General features: G+C 55.5%; 2 tRNA genes. Both read left to right on the forward strand.

Annotation, left to right across the window (positions count from 1 at the left end):
• The first annotated feature begins 2 nt into the window (after window positions 1–2).
• Window positions 3–76: transfer RNA gene (locus N8M16_RS10160), tRNA-Ile, on the forward strand.
• An 8-nt stretch (window positions 77–84) separates the two neighbouring features.
• Window positions 85–156 (forward strand) — tRNA-Glu (locus tag N8M16_RS10165).
• The last annotated feature ends 80 nt before the right edge of the window (window positions 157–236 follow it).

Raw genomic sequence — 236 nt, forward strand, 5'->3', positions numbered from 1 at the left:
TTGGGCGCGTAGCTCAGGTGGTTAGAGCGCACGCCTGATAAGCGTGAGGTCGGTGGTTCGAGTCCACTCGTGCCCATAAAGTTTGGTCCGTTGGTCAAGGGGTTAAGACACCGCCTTTTCACGGCGGTAACACGGGTTCGAATCCCGTACGGACTATTTTGGAGGATTACCCAAGTCCGGCTGAAGGGAACGGTCTTGAAAACCGTCAGGCGTGTAAAAGCGTGCGTGGGTTCGAA

The sequence above is a fragment of the Streptococcus mitis genome, from assembly GCF_946188375.1.
Lineage (GTDB): Bacteria > Bacillota > Bacilli > Lactobacillales > Streptococcaceae > Streptococcus > Streptococcus mitis_CX.